This is a genomic window from Trinickia sp., from assembly GCF_051954495.1.
GTDB lineage: Bacteria > Pseudomonadota > Gammaproteobacteria > Burkholderiales > Burkholderiaceae > Trinickia.
The window spans coordinates 50,316-69,046 of sequence record NZ_JBQCHR010000192.1; the positions used below are offsets into that span (position 1 = coordinate 50,316).

The window sequence follows — 18,731 nt, forward strand, 5'->3', positions numbered from 1 at the left end:
GCGAAACGCGTCGCGCGCGCGGCATGATGCGGTGCGCGAGTCCGAGGCGAGCCGCGGGCATCGTCGATCGGGCCATTGTAGCCGTTGGCCCCATTTTTTGCGGACAGGACGGCGATTTGCGGCGGATCGACGGCCTGACGGATAATGAAGTCCTTTCATCGCTTCGCGTGCGAAACGCGCTTGCCATCGTCATGAGCGAAAACACGCCGCCGAACGCCGGCCGCCCCGGCTTGGAATCTTCGCCTTCCGCTTCGTCTCCGGCTGTCCCGCCGAGTTCTTCCGATCAACCGACCGCTACGTCGCTGGCATCCAGCGACGCGCTCGAATCCGCCTCGTCGGTGGAGCCGGTGGCCGTAAATCCGTCGGCGCACGATGTCGACGCCGAGCAGGCGCGCCAGTCGGCCGCCAAGGAAACCGAGGCCCAGGAGCGCTTGGCTCACGTTGCCTCGGGCGCCGGCGCGCCCGGCTCACCGCCGCCCGGCTTCGGCGCGCCGCCCGATTTCGATACGCCCAGGCCGCCGCCGGCAGGCGCCGTCTCGCAAACTCAACCGGCGTACCTGCGGCAATCCGATTCGGCGTGGACCGTACTTGGCCGGACGATCGCGGCTCGCGCGCGCCAGCTCTTCGATCGGGCGGGGCAGCGCATTACCCAGCGCACGCTGCGCATCGGCGTGTCGGCGCGGATCTTCCATCCAGAGCCGGGCGCCCGCGGCCTGCGCGGCAAGACACTGCAGTACCTCGAGGAATCGGTCGCGCACTGGGTGATGTCGCGCGACGTGATGGTGTTCATGATCCCTACGGTCGGCCATCAAGGGATGCTGCACCCGAGCAATATTCGCTTGCGCGACTACGCCAAGCATCTGGACGGCCTGCTCTTGCAAGGCGGCGCCGATGTCTCGCCGCAAACTTACGCGGCGACCGACATGCGGGCCGAGTGGCCAGGCGACCGCGTGCGAGACATGTACGAGCTCGAGCTGCTGTACGAATTCATCGAATCGGGCAAGCCTGTGCTCGGCATCTGCCGCGGATGCCAACTCATCAACGTCGCGTTCGGCGGCACGCTTTATCAAGACATCGCCACCGAAGTGCCGACGGCCGGCGTTCACGTCAATGAGTTCTACGACCAGCATCGCCACTCGGTGCGCTTTCCCGACGGTTCGTCGTTGGCGAGCATGTTCCCCGGGCGTCGCGAGGCCTTGGTCAATTCCATCCACCACCAGGCCGTGAAGACGCTCGGACGCGAACTGAACGTCGAGGCGGTGTCGGCGGGGGACGGCTTGATCGAGGCCGTTCGGTACCGGCGCGCGCCGTTCGTCGTGGGCGTTCAATGGCACCCCGAATTTCATCGCGCGGGCGGCCCGGAGTTGCTCGATTGCACGCCGCTGCTCGATACGTTCCTGCGTGCGTCGCGCGAGACGAGGTTTTGAAGACGGCGTTTCGCTGCAAAAAGTGTTGACACGATTCAGCGGTTTATACATAATCTCGCTTCTCCGGTGCACACGAGTTGGCAAGTGCATCAGGGCAGCACACTGCGGGAGTAGCTCAGTTGGTAGAGCGCAACCTTGCCAAGGTTGAGGTCGCGAGTTCGAGACTCGTCTCCCGCTCCAGTTTCGATACGGTGCATCGCAGGTGTGATTGGGCGATGTCCGGTGCAGTAGAAGGGAATACGCGGGAGTAGCTCAGTTGGTAGAGCGCAACCTTGCCAAGGTTGAGGTCGCGAGTTCGAGACTCGTCTCCCGCTCCAGGTATAGGGGAAGCTAAGCTTCCCTTTTTGTTTAGCGGCTTAGGCCGGCTGAACTGAAACCCGGATGTTGCGCAGCCGCGCGGTTGCGGATGCTCGGGCAAATCCGCTTTCGGCGCGATAGCAAAGCGGTTATGCAGCGGCCTGCAAAGCCGTGTAGGCCGGTTCGACTCCGGCTCGCGCCTCCAAGTAAAAACCCCTGACCAGCTTCGGCTCGTCAGGGGTTTTTTCTTTGTCGGTTGCTGGCCTTATCTTGACGACCACGCGAGCAGCCGGATGCCGGCCACGCCGAACACGACGGCAAGACATCCTTCCAAGGCGCGACGAGTGCGCGTGTAGAAACGGCGAGCCGACTCCATGGAAAAGAGGAATGCATAGCCGCTGAAGACCGAGCAGCCGATGAGCGCGCAACCCGGAATGACGGCGCCGTGCGTCGAGCCCTCGCTATTGGACGAGAGCGCGACGATCGACACCCAGACGAGGACGGCCTTCGGATTGGTCAAATGCAGCAACGCGCCTTTCAGGTAGAGGGCCTTGAACGATGCCGGGCGGTTCGGCTTCGATGCCGCCGCGACACGGGTCGAAAGCGCGGTGCGCCCGGATTTATAGGCGAGCCACAGCAAGTACAGGCCGCCGAAAATCTTGATGGCGACGATGAAGCGAGAATAAGCGATCAGCGCCGCGGAAATGCCCACGGTCGCGACCGTCGCCCAAAACATCGACCCGGAGATGACGCCCAGTGCAAACGCCAATGCGGCTTTGCGACCGTCATTGGCCGCGATCGACATGATCGCGAGATTGCTCGGCCCCGGGCTCGCGGTGCCGACGAAATAGGCCAAGTAGGCCAGCATCAGATTGGCGGAAAAGAAAGTGTGGATCGACATGGGGCCTCGGAAAAAGCAGCGCCGCTCAATTTTCGCCGGTTGTAGGCCGGAGGACAGAGTCAGTTGCCCGGCATTTGGCCAGGCCAGTCGTGCGTCGATGGCATGTCGATTGTGTGTGAATTGCGTGCCGATCGTGCAGACGGACGACGCTACTCGGCGTTTCCCCTTTCCTTGAGCGCGGCCTCGTTCAGCATCGCATCGCCGATTTGAAACTGCCCGCGTGCCCGCAACGCTTCGCCGGCGCCCTTAATGTCGCGGACCTCTTTGTTCTGACCTAGTTTGCTCTTGCCGACCAGCCGCGTGATCTCGATCTCCAACCCAACGATCGACTTGAGCAACGTGTCGATATAGTCGGCCGGCGCGTCGCTCATCTTCCAGGGCCGCGGCTGCGCCGCTTCATGCGTGCGGGTGAGACGCGCCACCACGCCGCGCACGTACTTTTCGTCGTCCCGAATCGTAATGCGACCGTGCGCGTGGACGACGATGTAGTTCCAAGTCGGCACTTGCCGATGAAGCTCGTGCTTGCTTGGATACCAATTCGGCGAGATGTAGGCGTCGGCCGCGCGAAACACGACGAGCACCTCGTTGCCGCTTTCGACGTCCTGCCAGACCGGATTGGCCCGTGCAACGTGTGCACGCAATACGCCATGTCCACCTTCTTGCGCGGCCAGTTCGAACGGAATGTGATTCGCGTCGAGTCCGCTCTTGCCGTGGGTAATCAGCGTGCCGAAAGGGTGCTCGACGATGTGCGAGTGCAGGACCTCGGTGCGAGATTCGTTGAAATCGGCGGGTACATACATGGCTGTTTCACAAGTAGGTGAATGACTCGAATGGCGGGGAAATCCGGCTGGCTCCATTCGATCCGTGATCATCCTGCTGCCATGCCGATAAAGCATTGTGAATAAAATCTGGCCTATGCTACAGGTCCAATTTCACTCATTTGCGCAGGACCAGAATCATGGCTAGAACGGCACGCGTCGCCCAGATTCCGGCGATCGGCAAACTGGACCGAGCGGCTGGCGGCTTGAGCCGCCAAGTTGCGCAGGCGTTGCGCGAAGCGGTGCGCAAACGCGAAGTCGAGCCTGGCGATACGCTGCCCTCCACGCGGCTCCTGGCGGCATCGCTGGGCGTCTCGCGCGGCACGGTGATCGATGCCTATGAGCAGTTGATCGCCGAAGGCTTTCTGGAGGCGAGCGCCGGCGCCGGCACGCGCGTCGCGCCGGCGTTGACCGAGGCGGGGCAGGCCGTCGAGCCGCGCGCGCCCCAACAGCGCCCGGCGAAGCGGCGCCTACCCGAACCCGCGGCGGCATTCGCGCAAATCGCGCGGGAATTCCGACCGCTTCCTCCCGTGCCGTTTGCAGTTTCCGTCCCGGTCGGGCTGACCGCGCCCGCCGACATTTGGCGCAGGCTCGGGAACCGCGTTCGCGCCAAAGGGCCGGGCGCGCCCGCCGGCTACGCCGATCCGCTAGGCGCCTTGCCGCTGCGCGATGCGATTGCTGGATACGTGCGCAAATCACGTTCCGTGCGCTGCGAGCCCGACCAAGTGATCGTCACGAGCGGCACGCAGCAAGGGCTCTTTCTGGCGAGTCAGGTGTTGCTGGCGTCCCGCGATGAGGTGTGGGTGGAGAATCCCGCCTACCGGGGCGTCACGGCTGTTCTCGAGCGCACGGGACATAGCGAAACGATGGTTCGCGTGCCGGTGGATGCAGAGGGTATCGATGTCGATGCCGGTATCAGGATGGCCCCGCACGCTCGGGCCGCATTCGTCACCCCGTCGCATCAGTATCCTTTGGGCATGCCCCTGAGCATGGCGCGACGAACCGCGTTGCTGGCGTGGGCGCGCGCCAACCAAGCGTGGATCGTCGAGGATGACTACGACAGCGAACTCCGATATCAAGGCCACCCATTTCCTTCGCTCCAAGGGGTGGATCCGGACCATGTGGTGTATCTCGGCACGTTCAGCAAAATTTTGTTTCCTTCGCTGCGGCTGGGGTATGCGGTGGTTCCCGACGATCTGGTCGACGCATTTTGCGGGGCGCGCGTGTTGATGGATCGTCATCCGCCCAACGCCGATCAATACGTGTTGGCGGAATTCATGGCGCAGGGGCACTTGGAACGGCACGTCCGCAAAATTCGCAACGTCTACGCGGATTACCGGGCTCGATTGATCGAAACGATCGGTGCGTTGCTGTCCGACGACGTGGCGTGGGTGGAACCAGGCGATCAGGGCATGCATCTCGTTCTGTGGCTGGCGAGGGGCATCGACGACCGTAAGGTGGCCGAGCTGGCGGCGCGTGAGGGCGTTTCCGTGCGCCCCGTTTCGCCGATGTTCGCGCAGCGGACTGCGCGGCCTGGTCTCGTTTTGGGTTTCGGCGGATTTGGCCACGCGCAAATGAAGGCGGCGGCGCGGCGTTTGGCGGCCGTGATCGACGATGTGTCTACGCGCTCTTAAGTAAAGTGCGTGGTTGTCGCCCTGGTCCTGTCGAGCGAATGAAAGCGCGCATTCGCCGCTCCCAGCCATGGCCTCGTCGATAGCGCCCGATCAATCATCGGGCCCGGCTAGTATCGCCGGCACGCGTGCAAATCCCGTTTGATACGTGTGCACGAGCGTTCGGGCCAGTCGCCGCAACTGCGCACGCTCGACACGCAGTGCGTCGTCGATGCCTCGTGCTACCTGACCGACGTCCACTTCGGCCGGTATAGTCGGGTCGTCCCAAGTTAGGGCGAACGCGCTTTGTTTGCCGCGCGGTTCGGTGCGTGCCGGATGACGCACGTTGACGCGCGGCAACCCGAACGCGGCTGCTACGATCCGGCCGTGCAAACTGCTGCCGCAATAGACTCGGCTGCTTGCGATGAGCGCGCAGATGTCCCAGATATCTGCCGAATACATGCAGTGCACCGACGAGGTTCGCATCCGTTGCCGCGTGCGTTCGTAGACCGCGAGATCGTCGTGCCACGGTGCCGTGCCCGCGGCGAAGAAGGCGATGCCCAAGCCGTGCGATTGGGCCGCGATATCCAGTTGGGCCGCGATGTCGCTCAGGGTGCGGTCGTCGCCGAAATCCGCGCTGAACTGAACGGCGATATAGCCGTTAGGGCAGGTATGGCGGATCGATGATACAAGCTCTGCCTCGGCGCGGCGGCGAACGTCGTCGCCGAAAAGCGCCGCCACCATGACGGCGGGATCGGGCAGAAGTTGCGTCGCAATGCCCGCGGCGTCGAGCGTATCGCGGGTCAAGGAGTCGCGCACGGTGACATCGTTCGCGAGACGAAGCGCCTCGATGACTTGCGCGCGCATCGCGTTGTCTCGGCGATCGAGATCGACACCGCCGATCGCATTGAACAGTACCCGGCGAGCCTGTGGGAACAACGTTCGCGATAACACGTAGGGCGCGCGAGTCGACAAACCGAGATGTGCTTCCGCCCATTCGACCGGCTTCTTTTGCCATGCGGCTTGCTCGCCGATGATCGATTTCGCGTGTTGAGCGGACGACAGCATGACGGCTGCCTCCCAGGCGTCGCAGGTGAGCAGTTCGCCGCCGACGTGAACGATGTCGACGGTTCGCTCCCGGCACGCCGACGCCAGCGTCGAGATCGATTCGACGACATGGCCGCCGTATGTGCGCAGGTCTCGCTCGGCCAATCCGGCGAAGCGCAGCCGACGCCCCGGCAACATGCGCGCGACGATGTGCGCGAAAAGCATATCGCCGAAGTTGTGACGATCGAACGCGCCGAAAAGGATCGTGGTGGATTCGGATGATGGGTTGGTCATGGGCGGGTCTTCGTGGAGCGGATGCGCCGCAACGGGCATGCAATACAGCGCTATGAACATCCTACGCGTGGTTCAGCGCGAGGGACTAACGCGAACGACATAGTCCATCGTGTTCCCGCCGGTCGCGTGTGTGGCATCGAGGGAGTGGCCACCGCGATGCGGGCGCGCGATCGCCTTCATTTGGTCTCAGATTTGTGCCGTTTTGGGGAAATCCGACCGCAACTGCCTTATCGTTTGGCCCTCGCTCGGCACCAAACCCGATCGGAAACCTCAATCTTCAAGGAGCCGCCAATGAATATCGCGCAAACATGGTCACGCTTCGACGCCTGGATGAAAGCGACGCCCGATGCCGTGCCCGAAGGGTTCAAAGGCCCCGCAACCGACGATGAAATTCGGGTGCTCGAAGGCGCGCTGGGCGTCAAGCTGCCCGATGATTTCATCGCCAGCTTGAAAATCCATAACGGGCAAGTCAGCCGCTATAAGGCCGGTTTCCACATCGAGATCCTGCTCGACGTCAAAGGCATCTTGAGCGAGTGGTCGGGCTGGCGCGATCTCGTCGTGCAAGGCGCGTTCGAAGGCACGACATCGGACCCCGACAGCGGCGTCAAGGACGATTGGTTCAACCTCGGATGGATTCCCTTCACGGCGGACGGGATGGGCAACTGCTTGTGCCTGGATCTCGACCCTGCGCCCGGAGGTACAGTGGGCCAGGTGATCCGCGTTTGGCATGACGACGAGCGTCGCGAATGCCTGGCGCTCAGCTTCGAGCAGTGGCTGGACCGGACAGTAAAGGAACTGATGGGCTTGGAGCAGCCGACGGAATAGGGCGCGCGCCAACGGAATAGATGATCGGCGCCGCCTCATGACGCATAGGCTCGGCGGCTGCATCCGCAGATCAGGTCGCGACGAAGTAGATATGTTCGCCGCAGCCCTTGGCAATTGCTTCGGGCTCGCGGGATAATCGCCGAGCACCGAATCTCTTCCGACCTACTCCGAATTGGCCATGACCGAACCCGCTCGCGACCCGCACGAAGCACTCGACTGGCGCTGGAAGCCGTTCTCGTCTCTGACGGCGGTCGAAGTCTATGACATGCTGCAGGCGCGCAATGAGGTGTTCGTCGTCGAACAGCAATGCGTCTACAACGACGTCGATGGGCTCGATAAAGACGCGTGGCATCTACTGGCGTATTCGGCCGATGCACGGACGGGCAACGTCGATTCGCAAGTCGATTCGACCACGCGGTCGCCAAGCCCCGAGCGGACGCCGGCCCCTGTCCTCGCAGGCTACTTACGCGTGCTGTTGCCCGACGAGTCGGATACGGACATCCGCATCGGGCGAGTGCTGACCACGTCCGATTTTCGCGGCGTGGGCCTAGGCAGTGCGATGTTGGAGCAGGCGCTCAGGCATATCGTCGCGCAGTGGCCCGATGCCGCGATCAAGCTGCACGCGCAAGCACACCTGCAAATGTTCTATGGCGCGTTCGGCTTCGAGCCGATTTCGGAAGTGCATGACGACGACGGCATTCCGCACATTTGGATGCGCTCCGTCTAGTCATCCATGTGCGCGGGCCGGCGTTGGACGCTGCACACCCTCCGATGATTCTCGTCGCTCCTCGCGCAGCCTTTCTCGCGTCGACAGCCGCATCCAATGCCTGAGCGCGATGAGCGCGCCGAAGACGCTCATCATCGACCCCGGTATCCAGAGCAGCAGCCCCCCGATCTGTTGATCGCGGATCGGGCTGATCCAACTGAAGGCGCGACCGCAAATCGAGTAGATCGGATAGAGCTCGCGAGGGGTGAAAAATATGAGTGCGCCCAGCACGATCTGCGGCGGAATGGCCGCAATGACGATCATGATTCGGCGTCCGGGCGAGAGCCGCGCGGGCGGCGCCGGGCGCGGATCGTGCCCGAGCCACCAGAACAGCAGGCCGTCGACGACCATGCTCCAGTTCATGATGCGGTAGAGCCGCCAGTCGAGCATCGCCTTGAAGTGAATCGGCGAGAGCAGCCAGAAATAAATGAGCCCGACGAACAGCACGACGGCGACGATCGGATTGAACACGATGTCGAGCGCGATGCGCGCCGGCTTCGTTCGCATGGTCGGCCGGAGGAAACGCCGGCGCCAACTGAAGGGGATGCCCGCACGCAGCGCAGCGCCCGGATACGACCAGGCGATGAAGAAAGGCCCGAGGTGGTGAAGCACCAGGTGCTGCAATCGATGCATGAAGAACTCGTGCTCGAAGTAATAGTCGAGCCGAGTATGCAACGCGATGTAGAGCGCGGTGAGCCCGAACCAGAACGAAACCTGGCGCGGCAGCGAGACGCGTGCATGGCGCACCCCGCGCGCGAAGAGGATTGCCGCGGCCAGTACAGCGACGACGACCGTCGGCGACGGTTCCCAGGGATCGAGCCAGTAGAGCAGATTCATCGTGATGCCCGAGTTACTTCGCTGTCCCCGGCGCCTTCACGGCGAACGGCGTCACGAGCGTTTCGCCGTCGGAGAATTGCAGCTTCAGATGGACGGTATCGCCGGGCGCGATCTTGCGCGTCGGCTCTTCGAGCATGATGTGGTAGCCAACGGGAGCGATCTTCAGGCTGCCGTGCGCGGGCACTGTGGCCTTATCGACCATGACCATATTCGTGGTCGAGCCGTTTTGGACCGTTTGGTGCAGCATGGCGCTGCCGTAATCCGCGCTCGAGACATCGGTGAGATCGATGTTTTTGTCGCTGGCGTTCGTGAGCGTGACGTAGCCGGCCGCGGGCAGTTTGTTCGGCAGCCAGCGAACCCAGGCGTTCGTGGCTGAGATGGCGGCCGCGCCCGCGGCATGGGCGGGCGTGCTCAGCAGGGCGCCGGCGCAAAGCAGCGTCGAGGCGAGCGTGGCGGAGCGCAGCAGGTTCGGTCGAAAATGTATCGGCATGGTTTCGATGAGGGTAGGTTGGTATGAGCGCGGGTTATCGTTGAATCGAGTACTAGGCGGTTGCCGGCATCTCGATCGCGGGCCGCCCTTCAGGCATCTTGCTCGATGATACGGCGCAAGTCATGAGCGATGGCATCGGGCGTGGCGCTGCTCGTGGCCAGCAGGCGCGCGCGGCCCTCGCGATCGAAGATATAGACGGCCGAACTGTGCGTGACTTCATAGCTTCCGTTCGGATCGCGCTTCTCCATTTGATACGCTACGCGGTACCGCTTCGCGAGCGATTCGACTTGTGCGTTCGTGCCTGTCAGCCCACGGATATGCTGCGCGTCGAACGCCGTGACGTAAGCGTGCAGCGCTTGCGGCGTGTCGCGCGCCGGATCGACGGAAATGAACAGAATGCGCACCGCCTTCGCATCGGCGGGCGGCAGTTTCTCGAGCACTTGCATCAAGCGCGCCATCGTCTCGGGACAGACGTCCGGACAGTGCGTATAGCCGAAGTAGACGAGCGTCGTGTTGCCCTGGAACTTCGACGCCGTCACGGTTTGTCCGTTGTCTTCGGTCAACGTGAATTGAAGATCGGGCAGGTGGCTCGAGACGTCGGTCAACTGCCAGGGCTCTGCTTCATGCGAGCAACCGGCCACTGCGGCGGCAAAAGCCAAGGCCGAGAGACTTCGCACGGCCGGTCGCCACCAGGCCCGCGAAGGACGAGCGTGGGCGACTGGCGGCGCGGCTGAAGCGGCCGCTTCGGCGGCGGGCGATGCGGTGAGGAAACGGGCCGGTTCGCTGTGCGGCGAGCCGACGCTGAAATCACGTGGCGGCATCCGTAACTCGGTAAGGTGCAGAGGCGCAGGGCCGCTGCATGCGCAGCAGCGCCGGCCGACGGCTGGGAGGCTGCGACTATAGCGCAACTGACTGACTGTTTCCCTTCACGTCGCCAATTGCACCGCCAACGGGGCAATATGTCGCAGGAGCAGGCAAGATAGGGGGTAGGCGCCGCGTCGTGTCGCCGTCTGTCCAGTTGCGGCGTTTCGGGGCATTGTTGCTCGAAATGGCGGCGTAGGCGCGGTAAGATGCGCAAACTTTTCCGGTTTGGAGCGGCCAAAGGGTCGTCTAGACCGTTACGCGAATTGAGCTGATGCAATCTCTTCCCGCTGTTCTGTCTCTGCGCGAGACAGCATTCTTCTTCGATTTCGACGGTACGCTCGTCGAACTCGCCCCCACGCCCGACGCGGTTTTCGTCCCGCCGGGCGTCGTCGATTCGCTCGCCCGGCTGCGTCATTTGACGCACGGCGCGGTGGCTGTCGTGTCGGGGCGTGGCATCGAGAGCATCGATGGGTTCCTCGGCATGCCCGATCTGCCTGTTGCGGGGCTGCACGGCGCCGAGCGGCGCGATGCAAGCGGCGATACGGTGAGGCTCGGCTTCAACGACGAACGCCTGCTGCGGATGGAACGTGTGTTGGCCGAACTCGTCAACGACCATCCGGGCACCTTGCTCGAAATCAAGGGGGCCGCGCTCGCGCTGCACTATCGCAACGCGCCGCTGGCCGAGACGGCGGCGCGCGAAACGACGCAGCGCCTCGTCGACACCTACGCCGACGCCTATGTCTTGCAGCCCGGGAAGATGGTTTACGAAATAAAACCGAAAAACGTCGACAAGGGGCGCGCCCTCACGGCCTTTCTCGATGAGCCGCCGTTCGCGGGCCGCACGCCGGTGTTCGCCGGTGACGATTTGACCGACGAAAAGGCGTTCGCCGTCGTGAATCAGCGCGGCGGCCTGTCGATCAAGGTCGGCGCGGGCGATACCGCCGCGCGCGCGCGCGTCGAATCGGTCGATGCATTCGTCGGCTGGCTGGCCGATATCGTCGCCTCGGCACAGCACAGCTCATGAGTCGCCTGATTATCGTTTCTAACCGGGTCGCGCCGATTTCCGAAGGCGGCCCGGCAGCCGGCGGGTTGGCGGTCGGCGTGTACGATGCGCTGAAGGAAACGGGCGGCATGTGGTTCGGCTGGAGCGGGGAAGTGGTATCGTCCGGGCAGCCTCAACTGCAACTCGTCGAGCAAGGGCCGGTCACGTTCGCGACGATCGGCCTCGCACGGCGCGACTACGATCAGTACTACCGGGGCTTTTCGAACGCGACGCTATGGCCTGCGTTCCACTATCGGGCCGATCTGATTCAATACGACCGCCACGACTTCGAAGGCTATCGGCGCGTCAACACGTGGCTCGCGCAACAACTCGTGCCGCTTCTGCGCGACGACGACGTCATCTGGGTTCACGACTATCATCTGATTCCGTTCGCGCAGGCGCTGCGCGCGGCGGGCGTCGAGAATCGCATCGGCTTTTTTCTGCATATTCCATTTCCGGCCGCGCAAGTGCTGATGGCCGTGCCGCCGCACCGCGAACTCGTCGAAGCCTTGTGCTCGTTCGACTTGCTCGGCTTTCAGACGCAGGCCGACGTGCGAGCGTTCTGCGACTACGTCGTGCACGAGGCGGGCGGGACAATCGCCGCCGAAGGCGGCAACCATCGCGGCACGCCATACGTCGCGGGCACGCCGGCGCAAGTGAGTGCATTCGGGCGATCGCTGCGCGCGGCAGCCTATCCGATCGGCGTCTATCCGGACGAAATCGCTCAACTCGCCGCGGCGGGCGCGCGCGGCAGGGCGGTCCGCACCATGCGCCAGACGCTGCACGATCGCAAGCTCATCATGAGCGTCGACCGGCTCGACTATTCGAAAGGGCTCGTCGAACGTTTTCGGGCGTTCGAGCGGTTGCTCGATCAGGCGCCGACCTGCCGCAACAACGTCTCGTTCATGCAGATCGCGCCGCCGACGCGCGCGGATATGCACGCCTATCAAGACATTCGTCTGCGGCTCGAAGGCGAGCTTGGCCGGATCAACGGCCGCTTCGCCGAGCTCGACTGGACGCCTATCCGCTACATCCATCGCCAATACGAGCGGCCCGTGCTGGCGGCGCTGTTTCGCGAAGCGCACGTGGGGTACGTTACGCCGTTGCGGGACGGCATGAATCTCGTGGCGAAGGAGTATGTCTCCGCGCAAAACCCCGACGATCCGGGGGTGCTCGTGCTGTCGCGTTTCGCCGGTGCGGCCGATGAGCTGACGGGGGCGCTCATCGTCAATCCGGTCGACATCGACGGCATGGCGCAGGCGCTCGCGCAGGCGTTGTCGATGCCGCTCGCCGAGCGGCGTGCACGCTATCAAGACATGATCGTGCAACTGCGCAGCAACAACGTGTCGGTTTGGCGCGATACGTTCCTGCGGGATCTAGCGCAAAGCGGCGCGCAAGCGCCGACACGGAACAAAACGACTGAGACGCGCGCGGCGGCGCGCGCCAAGACGGCGCGCAAACGCGTTGCCGCTTGAGGGGGGAGCGGCGGCCGCTCGGCCGCCGCGACATCAAGCGACGTGTTCGTCGATCTTGCGTCCGCCGCCCGGATGCAATTGCATCGCCTTGCCGTGCTGTTTGCTCAGCAGATCGCGGTAGATGCCCGGACGGTTGCGCAGCGCTTCGGGCGAGCCGTCGTCGATGACCTTGCCCGAGCTCATGACGATGATGCGATCGAAGTTTTGCAGCGTCGATAGACGGTGCGCGATCGCAATGACGGTACGGCCGACCATGAGCCGATCGAGCGCCTGTTGAATCGCTTCTTCGGACGCGCTGTCGAGCGCCGACGTCGCTTCGTCGAGCAAGAGGATCGGCGCATTCTTCAGGATGGCCCGCGCGATGGCGATGCGCTGGCGCTGGCCCCCCGAGAGCTTCACGCCGCGATCGCCGACGATCGTATCGAACCCTTCCGGCATCGCTTCGATGAAATCGGTGCAGCGTGCCTCGCGCGCGGCCGCATAAACTTCCTCGCGGCTCGCGTCCGGGCGGCCGTAGGCGATGTTCTCGTAGACCGTCCGATGAAACAACGCGATGTCTTGCGGCACGAGCGCGATGGCGTGGCGTAGGCTGTCCTGCGTGATCGCCGCGATCTCTTGCCCGTCGATCGTGATCGAACCGCCCTGTGTGTCGTAGAACCGCTGCAAGAGCGCGAGGACGGTCGATTTGCCCGCGCCGGATTTGCCGACGAGGCCAACCCGCTGGCCCGCTTCGATGTGCAAATCGAAATGATCGAGGATAGCCCGCCTGCGCGGGTAGGCGAACGTGACGCCCTCGAAGTCGACGCGCCCGCCGCGCGGCACGAACTCGATCGCGTCTTCCCTATCGGGCATGCCGTGCGGCTCGAGCAGCGTCTTGACGGCCTCGGCCAGTCGCGCGATGTGTTGAGTGACGTCGACGAGCGCGACCGCCAGGTCCCGCGTGCCGTGCAAGATCGTGAAGCCGAGCGAGCTGACGAGCACGATATCGCCCGAGGTCGCGCGCCCTTGATTCCAGAGCCACAGTGCCCAGCCGAGCAAGCCCGCGGAAAGCAGCGCCGTGATGACGGCGTGCAGCAGCCGCAGGCGCTCGAGGTAGAGCAGGCTCTGTTGCCGCGCGTCCATTTCCCCTTTGACCGTATCGGCGAAGCGCCGTTGCTCGCGCAATGTCATGCCGAAGGCGCGCACGAGCCCCATGTTGCCGATCACGTCCACGAGCTCGCCGTCGACGGCCGCGGCCTTGGAGGCGAACTTGTGGTGGCGCGACGAGCCGCGCCCGGCGAGCTTGTACAGCACGACGGCGAGCACGCCGGAGCACAGCATCAGGCTTGCGGCCATGACCGGGTTGACCGTGACGATCATGACGATGGCCCCGAGCACCGCGATGCAGGGCGGCAGCACATTCCACGCCATCGTGTTCTCGGAGGTGTACACGGCGTTCGAGGTTGCCGTGATCCGGCTGGCGAGCGTACCGGGTTGGCGTTCGGCGAAGTAGGTCGGCGAATGGCCGGTCAGGTATTGAAACAGGTCGCGCCGCAAGTCGCCCGTGACGTCGACGAAAGCATGCGCGGCCACCCATCCGCCGATGCGCCATAGCAGATTGTCGGCGGCGATGAGCCCGACGAGAATCGCAAACGCGGCCCACAGCGGACCCGGGTGATGCCGGCCCATGCCCAGGACGTCGATCAAATGCTTGATCGCGTACTGAGAGGCCAGCGCGCAGGCGACAGCCGCGAAGACGCTGGCCAGCACGATCGCATGGGAGACGGGGTGGCGCCGGATGTAACTGAGCAAGAACGCGAGGGGCCGCTCGGCATAGCTCGAGAGCCTGGCGTTGCGAGCGTTACGCTCGGCGACGGTCGAATGTTCCAATTGTGGTTCGTGCGAGGCACGGGAAACGAGTGTCATGAAAAGCATAGTCTGCGTGAGGCGTACCGGTAGCCAAACTCGAGCAATATCGAGATAGCGCGGCACGCCGCCATTGTAAACATCCGCGGAACTTCCCCGGGACTTCGCGACGAGCGTTGGCTACGAACAACGCCGATTTGCGGCGACGCATCGTCGCCGGGTTGCGCAAGCAAGATCGATGCGCGTCTGGAACGAAAGGTCGGCCGAAGGAAACCGTAATTTTCGGCTAGAATCACGGGTTACGTCCGAATGCCGCGGGGACAACGGCAATCGGAGCAGCTTCGGAGCAAAATCGGGCCATATTTGGGGCCTGATCGACCAGTGCTGATGCGCGAGGGTGCACGGAAAAGGTGCATAAGCGGCTCGAACCGCGGCGCGCATCACGCTTCGGGCTACTGTAGGCGCGCATCGCGGCGCCGTGGTGGGCGAAATGTTTCCGGCCTGTAACAATGTAAAGAGTTTGAAATGTCCCGCGGCGCAGCATGAAACGGATCGGATAATCGATCCGGGTTTGCCCTAGGAATTTTTCGAGCGGCGTCAACGGTTGCGTGAGCCATGCGTTTAACGTCATGTGGCGCGTAGCCCCGAGATCAACCGACCGGCGCAGCCGATGGTTCGAGGCGAATCGCACCCGTCCCCAGAAAGGGAAGGGCGTGCTGCCGCCTTGCAATGGAGCGGGCGATTCGCTTCCAGACCAACAGCCAACATTTTTGCCTGAATATTTATTAGGAGTTCATCACTATGCGGATCGCTCAAATCGCTCCTTTGCACGAAGCGGTTCCTCCGAAGCTCTACGGCGGAACAGAGCGCGTGGTGTCGTACTTGACGGAAGCGCTCGTCGAACTCGGCCACGACGTCACGCTGTTCGCGAGCGGCGATTCGCAGACGTCGGCGAAGCTCGAAGCGTTCTGGCCGCAGGCCCTGCGCCTCGATCCTTCGATCCGCGACACGATGGCTCCGCACATGTTGCTGCTCGAGGAAGTGCGTCGCCGGGCCGATGAGTTCGACGTGCTGCATTTCCACATCGACTACTACCCGTTCTCGCTGTTCTCGCGCCAGCCGGTTCCGCATCTGACGACGCTGCATGGCCGCCTCGATCTGCCGGAACTGCAGCCGATCTTCAACACGTTCAACGAAGTGCCGGTCGTTTCGATCTCGGACAATCAGCGTATGCCGCTGCCGCAGGCGAACTGGCTCTCGACGGTCTACCATGGCCTGCCCGAGAACCTGCTGACGCCGCGTACCGATGTCGAGCCGAGCTACCTCGCGTTCCTGGGCCGTATTTCGCCGGAGAAGCGCGTCGACACGGCCATCCGCATCGCCGAGAAAGCCGGCATGAAGATCAAGATCGCCGCCAAGCTCGACAAGGCCGACCGCGCTTACTACGAAGAGCAGATCAAGCCGCTGTTCGCGCTTCCGCACGTCGAATACATCGGTGAAATCAACGAAGCCCAGAAGGCCGAGTTCCTCGGCGGCGCCCATGCGCTGCTGTTCCCGATCGACTGGCCGGAGCCCTTCGGTCTCGTCATGATCGAAGCCATGGCCTGCGGTACGCCCGTGATCGCGTTCAAGCGCGGTTCCGTGCCCGAAGTCATCGAAAACGGCGTGTCGGGCTTCGTCGTCGAAGACGAACTGTCGGCCGTCGCCGCGCTCAAGCGCCTGTCGTCGCTGCCGCGCGCCACGGTGCGCAAGGCGTTCGAAGAGCGTTTCACCTCGAAGGTGATGGCGCGCAATTACCTGGCTTCGTACGAAAACCTGCTGCGCCAAAAGCGCCGCACCGTGCTGCGCGAAGTCGCCGCCGGCTAAGCCCCGAAGCGAGGCGCGGTCGCCGCGCCTAAGCATTGCTCGACACGCCCCGCCTGCCTATCGGCACGCGGGGCGTTTTTCTTTTGCGGTAGTAGGCTTGTGGTGCGCGCCTCGGAATCCCCCTGCGACACGGATTGTTCGCGCCGGCACGGGCCCGTGGAACGAACAGGGTGAAGCTCGAACCGCTCCGAATCCCTATAATGCTGCTGCCGTGCAGTAGGCGGCGATCGATGTCTGACCTTAGGAGAGCGTTTTGGCGAGAGGGAACCCCACGCGAGCGGAACCGGCACCGGGCGCCGGCACGATGTTCACGCTGCGCGCTATCGGTCTCGTTTTGCTCGCGCGCTGGCTCTACTCGATGGCGCAGATGGGCTATGGGGAAGCGCTCTCGGCCATGGCGTCGTCCCCTTGGGCGTCGATCAACGGCGTCTTCCTCTTTCTGCTGATCGTGCTGCCTGGCGCTCGGGCGCGCGCCGAGCGGCCGTTTCACCCGCTGCCCCAATGGCTGCGGCAAGCCCTGCGCCTTTTTGCACTTTTATGTCTGCTCTTCGCTCTTTGGTCGATCGGCGTGTTCGTTTGGGCCGCGGGCGGCAGACGGACCGTTCACGCCATCGCGGAAACGAACGGCTGGCTCATTGTCGCGCCCGCGTTGTATGCCGCCGTTCTCTGGGTCTGCCGTCCCAGGGCGCTTTGGCGCACCAACGTGGCCGCGCGCCGGTTCGCCATCGGCCGTTTTGCGATCGCCCTCGATGCGGCGACGCGCACAGTCGTGGTCTGGGTCGAAAGCCGGAAGCTCGGCCAGTACGATGCGCGCGAGCTGTCGGTGAAATGGCCCGCCGCGGCGGCGATCGAGCGCGAACGTCCCACGGCGCACCTGCGTGCGAGCGTCGACGGCGCGCCCACGGTGACGGGGCACGCCGGTGGCGCCGCGATTCGCGCGCACGGGTGGGCACGGCGTTCGCGAGTGGAACTGCTATGGGACTCGCCGGCGGCAGTCGGGCACAACCGGCAAACGGTTTTTCGCACGACGCTCGCGACGGACGGTGACCGAACCGCCGCGCACGCACTGGATGCGACGCTACGGCAGGTCTGATCGACGCAGGCGCTTGCCGAGCGAACGACCTGTGCGTCGGCGCCGCCGCTGAGCGGCGCACTGTCCCGCCGACTCCCGGGGTGTCCGCGATAGAGGAGGAAGCGGTATGAACCAGGCTCGAATCGAGATCCTCAGGGCGTACGATGCGCTCGGCCCGGACGGGCGACCACGCTTTCTCGTCGATCGCATGTGGCCCCGCGGCGTGACGAAGGACGCGCTGCGGCTCGCCGCATGGCTGCGCGACGTCGCGCCCAGCACGGAGTTGCGCCGCTGGTTCGGGCACGACCCGGCGCGCTGGGAAAAATTTCAAGCGCGCTATTGCGCGGAACTCGACGCCAACCCGCAGGCCTGGCAGCCGCTTATCGAGGCGGCCGAACAGGGCCCCATTGCTTTGTTGTTCGGTGCCCGAGATCGCGAGCACAATCAGGCCGTCGTTTTGCGCGACTACCTGATGCGCAAACTGGCGCATCGTTGAGCGGCGCCGGGCCGGGCCGCATGCGCTGAACCGATTCAAACGATCTGAACGTGAACCCTTCCAAATCAATGCGGCGCGCAGTGCCGTTGTCCCCATCTTCCGCTTCCCCCGCCGCGCGATTGCAGTCGCTATTGGCCGAAATCCGGGCATGCCGCGCGTGCGAAGCCCATTTGCCTCATGGGCCGCGGCCGGTCCTTCAGGTGGGACGCGCGGCGCGCGTGCTGGTCGTCGGTCAGGCGCCCGGCGCTCGCGTGCACGCATCGGGCGTGCCCTGGGACGACAAGAGCGGTGAACGGCTGCGGACGTGGATGGGAATCGGGCCTGAGCATTTCTACGATCCCGAGTGCGTGGCCCTCGTCCCGATGGGGTATTGCTACCCGGGGCGAGGTACATCGGGCGATCTACCGCCGCGGCGCGAGTGCGCCGAACTTTGGCTCGACCGCGTGCTGGCGCAGATGCCGCACATTGAACTCACGCTGCTCGTGGGGGCCTATGCGCAGCAACGTTTCCTGGCCGGGGAGCGCCGGGCGAATCTGACGGAGACCGTCGCGGCGTGGCGCGATTACGGTCCCTCGTGCATCCCCTTGCCGCATCCGTCGCCGCGAAATCAGGGTTGGTTCAAGCAGCACGATTGGTTCGAGCGCGAACTCGTGCCCGTGCTCAGGGCTCGCGTGGCCACTGCATTGTCAGTCGAGCCCGCCGACGCGGTCCCATAGGCGATCGGCCTCGCCGCGCCGGCCATATGGTCGGATTTTCGTC

Annotated in this window: 17 protein-coding genes and 3 tRNA genes; 13 read left to right on the forward strand and 7 right to left on the reverse strand. The window is 64.0% G+C overall.

Annotated features, from left to right (window positions below):
• Window positions 1-191 precede the first annotated feature (191 nt).
• The 4 genes from ACTHNR_RS26935 (at window position 192) to ACTHNR_RS26950 (ending at window position 1,929) form a co-directional block, all read left to right on the forward strand.
• Window positions 192-1,427, forward strand: a complete 1,236-nt coding sequence (locus tag ACTHNR_RS26935; RefSeq protein WP_440551956.1) for a gamma-glutamyl-gamma-aminobutyrate hydrolase family protein — start codon at window positions 192-194, stop codon at window positions 1,425-1,427.
• 104 nt (window positions 1,428-1,531) lie between these two features.
• A tRNA-Gly gene (locus ACTHNR_RS26940) sits at window positions 1,532-1,607 on the forward strand.
• A 61-nt stretch (window positions 1,608-1,668) separates the two neighbouring features.
• Window positions 1,669-1,744, forward strand: a tRNA-Gly gene (locus ACTHNR_RS26945).
• 111 nt (window positions 1,745-1,855) lie between these two features.
• A tRNA-Cys gene (locus ACTHNR_RS26950) sits at window positions 1,856-1,929 on the forward strand.
• Window positions 1,930-1,989: 60 nt separating this feature from the next.
• On the opposite strand, the gene ACTHNR_RS26955 is transcribed toward ACTHNR_RS26950, so the two are convergent.
• Complete coding sequence (locus tag ACTHNR_RS26955) at window positions 1,990-2,625, reverse strand: LysE family translocator (protein ID WP_440551959.1); 636 nt, start codon at window positions 2,623-2,625, stop codon at window positions 1,990-1,992.
• Window positions 2,626-2,774: 149 nt separating this feature from the next.
• Window positions 2,775-3,425, reverse strand: coding sequence for an FMN-binding negative transcriptional regulator (locus ACTHNR_RS26960; RefSeq protein WP_440551961.1), 651 nt, complete (start codon window positions 3,423-3,425; stop codon window positions 2,775-2,777).
• 158 nt (window positions 3,426-3,583) lie between these two features.
• Between ACTHNR_RS26960 and pdxR the strand changes: the two genes are divergently transcribed.
• Entirely contained in the window at window positions 3,584-5,077 is a 1,494-nt protein-coding gene (gene pdxR, locus ACTHNR_RS26965; protein WP_440551963.1) for a MocR-like pyridoxine biosynthesis transcription factor PdxR, read from the forward strand.
• A gap of 90 nt (window positions 5,078-5,167) precedes the next feature.
• Here the strand turns inward: pdxR and ACTHNR_RS26970 are convergent, their stop codons facing one another.
• Window positions 5,168-6,394 carry a polysaccharide pyruvyl transferase family protein gene (locus ACTHNR_RS26970; protein WP_440551965.1) on the reverse strand — a complete coding sequence of 409 codons (1,227 nt, stop codon included), beginning with the start codon at window positions 6,392-6,394 and terminating at the stop codon, window positions 5,168-5,170.
• Between the two features lie 291 nt (window positions 6,395-6,685).
• On the opposite strand from ACTHNR_RS26970, the gene ACTHNR_RS26975 reads away from it, so the two are divergent.
• Window positions 6,686-7,219 carry an SMI1/KNR4 family protein gene (locus ACTHNR_RS26975; RefSeq protein WP_440551968.1) on the forward strand — a complete coding sequence of 178 codons (534 nt, stop codon included), beginning with the start codon at window positions 6,686-6,688 and terminating at the stop codon, window positions 7,217-7,219.
• Window positions 7,220-7,397: 178 nt separating this feature from the next.
• Window positions 7,398-7,946, forward strand: a complete 549-nt coding sequence (locus ACTHNR_RS26980) for a GNAT family N-acetyltransferase (RefSeq protein ID WP_440551970.1) — start codon at window positions 7,398-7,400, stop codon at window positions 7,944-7,946.
• Here the strand turns inward: ACTHNR_RS26980 and ACTHNR_RS26985 are convergent, their stop codons facing one another.
• The 3 genes from ACTHNR_RS26985 to ACTHNR_RS26995 all read right to left on the reverse strand — a co-directional run bounded on the left by ACTHNR_RS26985 (window position 7,947) and on the right by ACTHNR_RS26995 (window position 10,133).
• Window positions 7,947-8,822, reverse strand: a complete 876-nt coding sequence (locus ACTHNR_RS26985) for a cytochrome c oxidase assembly protein (RefSeq protein WP_440551972.1) — start codon at window positions 8,820-8,822, stop codon at window positions 7,947-7,949.
• Between the two features lie 13 nt (window positions 8,823-8,835).
• Window positions 8,836-9,312: a copper chaperone PCu(A)C gene (locus tag ACTHNR_RS26990; protein WP_440551974.1), complete on the reverse strand. Its 477-nt coding sequence runs from the start codon at window positions 9,310-9,312 to the stop codon at window positions 8,836-8,838.
• 89 nt (window positions 9,313-9,401) lie between these two features.
• Entirely contained in the window at window positions 9,402-10,133 is a 732-nt protein-coding gene (locus tag ACTHNR_RS26995) for an SCO family protein (RefSeq protein WP_440551976.1), read from the reverse strand.
• A 314-nt stretch (window positions 10,134-10,447) separates the two neighbouring features.
• Between ACTHNR_RS26995 and otsB the strand changes: the two genes are divergently transcribed.
• Together otsB and otsA are read left to right on the forward strand one after the other, a co-directional pair.
• Complete coding sequence (gene otsB, locus ACTHNR_RS27000) at window positions 10,448-11,200, forward strand: trehalose-phosphatase (RefSeq protein ID WP_440551978.1); 753 nt, start codon at window positions 10,448-10,450, stop codon at window positions 11,198-11,200.
• A complete protein-coding gene (gene otsA, locus ACTHNR_RS27005) occupies window positions 11,197-12,693 on the forward strand; it encodes an alpha,alpha-trehalose-phosphate synthase (UDP-forming) (protein ID WP_440551980.1) in 1,497 nt (498 codons plus the stop codon). Before otsB ends, otsA begins: the two co-directional genes overlap by 4 nt.
• Before the next feature lie 33 nt (window positions 12,694-12,726).
• Here the strand turns inward: otsA and ACTHNR_RS27010 are convergent, their stop codons facing one another.
• Window positions 12,727-14,598: an ABC transporter ATP-binding protein gene (locus ACTHNR_RS27010; RefSeq protein WP_440551981.1), complete on the reverse strand. Its 1,872-nt coding sequence runs from the start codon at window positions 14,596-14,598 to the stop codon at window positions 12,727-12,729.
• 741 nt (window positions 14,599-15,339) lie between these two features.
• Here ACTHNR_RS27010 and ACTHNR_RS27015 point away from each other — a divergent pair.
• The 4 genes from ACTHNR_RS27015 to ACTHNR_RS27030 all read left to right on the forward strand — a co-directional run bounded on the left by ACTHNR_RS27015 (window position 15,340) and on the right by ACTHNR_RS27030 (window position 18,688).
• Complete coding sequence (locus tag ACTHNR_RS27015; protein ID WP_440551983.1) at window positions 15,340-16,404, forward strand: glycosyltransferase family 4 protein; 1,065 nt, start codon at window positions 15,340-15,342, stop codon at window positions 16,402-16,404.
• A 253-nt stretch (window positions 16,405-16,657) separates the two neighbouring features.
• A complete protein-coding gene (locus ACTHNR_RS27020; RefSeq protein WP_440551985.1) occupies window positions 16,658-17,497 on the forward strand; it encodes a hypothetical protein in 840 nt (279 codons plus the stop codon).
• 106 nt (window positions 17,498-17,603) lie between these two features.
• Window positions 17,604-17,972 (forward strand): DUF488 domain-containing protein, encoded by a 369-nt coding sequence (locus tag ACTHNR_RS27025; protein WP_440551988.1) that lies wholly within the window; start codon window positions 17,604-17,606, stop codon window positions 17,970-17,972.
• Window positions 17,973-18,040: 68 nt separating this feature from the next.
• Window positions 18,041-18,688, forward strand: coding sequence for a uracil-DNA glycosylase family protein (locus ACTHNR_RS27030; RefSeq protein WP_440552000.1), 648 nt, complete (start codon window positions 18,041-18,043; stop codon window positions 18,686-18,688).
• The last annotated feature ends 43 nt before the right edge of the window (window positions 18,689-18,731 follow it).

Coding starts and splice junctions, on each gene's coding strand:
- ACTHNR_RS27010 (WP_440551981.1), bottom strand. CDS start 14,598: ATGACACTCGTTTCCCGTGCCTCGCACGAACCACAATTGGAACATTCG.
- ACTHNR_RS26935 (WP_440551956.1), top strand. CDS start 192: ATGAGCGAAAACACGCCGCCGAACGCCGGCCGCCCCGGCTTGGAATCT.
- otsA (WP_440551980.1), top strand. CDS start 11,197: ATGAGTCGCCTGATTATCGTTTCTAACCGGGTCGCGCCGATTTCCGAA.
- ACTHNR_RS26960 (WP_440551961.1), bottom strand. CDS start 3,425: ATGTATGTACCCGCCGATTTCAACGAATCTCGCACCGAGGTCCTGCAC.
- ACTHNR_RS26955 (WP_440551959.1), bottom strand. CDS start 2,625: ATGTCGATCCACACTTTCTTTTCCGCCAATCTGATGCTGGCCTACTTG.
- ACTHNR_RS26975 (WP_440551968.1), top strand. CDS start 6,686: ATGAATATCGCGCAAACATGGTCACGCTTCGACGCCTGGATGAAAGCG.
- pdxR (WP_440551963.1), top strand. CDS start 3,584: ATGGCTAGAACGGCACGCGTCGCCCAGATTCCGGCGATCGGCAAACTG.
- ACTHNR_RS26980 (WP_440551970.1), top strand. CDS start 7,398: ATGACCGAACCCGCTCGCGACCCGCACGAAGCACTCGACTGGCGCTGG.
- ACTHNR_RS27015 (WP_440551983.1), top strand. CDS start 15,340: ATGCGGATCGCTCAAATCGCTCCTTTGCACGAAGCGGTTCCTCCGAAG.
- ACTHNR_RS27025 (WP_440551988.1), top strand. CDS start 17,604: ATGAACCAGGCTCGAATCGAGATCCTCAGGGCGTACGATGCGCTCGGC.
- otsB (WP_440551978.1), top strand. CDS start 10,448: ATGCAATCTCTTCCCGCTGTTCTGTCTCTGCGCGAGACAGCATTCTTC.
- ACTHNR_RS26970 (WP_440551965.1), bottom strand. CDS start 6,394: ATGACCAACCCATCATCCGAATCCACCACGATCCTTTTCGGCGCGTTC.
- ACTHNR_RS26990 (WP_440551974.1), bottom strand. CDS start 9,312: ATGCCGATACATTTTCGACCGAACCTGCTGCGCTCCGCCACGCTCGCC.
- ACTHNR_RS27030 (WP_440552000.1), top strand. CDS start 18,041: ATGCGGCGCGCAGTGCCGTTGTCCCCATCTTCCGCTTCCCCCGCCGCG.
- ACTHNR_RS26995 (WP_440551976.1), bottom strand. CDS start 10,133: ATGCCGCCACGTGATTTCAGCGTCGGCTCGCCGCACAGCGAACCGGCC.
- ACTHNR_RS26985 (WP_440551972.1), bottom strand. CDS start 8,822: ATGAATCTGCTCTACTGGCTCGATCCCTGGGAACCGTCGCCGACGGTC.